Consider the following 204-nt stretch of genomic DNA (forward strand, 5'->3'; position numbering starts at 1 on the left):
GATATCGTCTTCCAAATGCTTGGCGGTATTCGTTCAGGTATGGGATACGTGGGAGCTGAAAACATTGCTGCCCTTCATGATAAAGCACAATTTGTTGAAATGTCAGGTGCAGGTTTGATTGAAAGTCACCCACACGATGTGCAAATCACAAACGAAGCACCAAACTATTCAGTTCACTAATTTAAAAAATACGATGATACTAGA

At 40.2% G+C, this 204-nt stretch carries 1 protein-coding gene; it reads left to right on the plus strand.

Annotated elements, in window-relative coordinates; all coding sequences use genetic code 11:
- Nucleotides 1–180, plus strand: a 180-nt coding sequence (locus B3473_RS07150; protein ID WP_293678442.1) for an IMP dehydrogenase, incomplete at its 5' end; no start/stop codon positions are given.
- Nucleotides 181–204 lie beyond the last annotated feature (24 nt).

It is taken from the genome of Streptococcus sp. UBA632, from assembly GCF_002300045.1.
GTDB lineage: Bacteria > Bacillota > Bacilli > Lactobacillales > Streptococcaceae > Streptococcus > Streptococcus alactolyticus.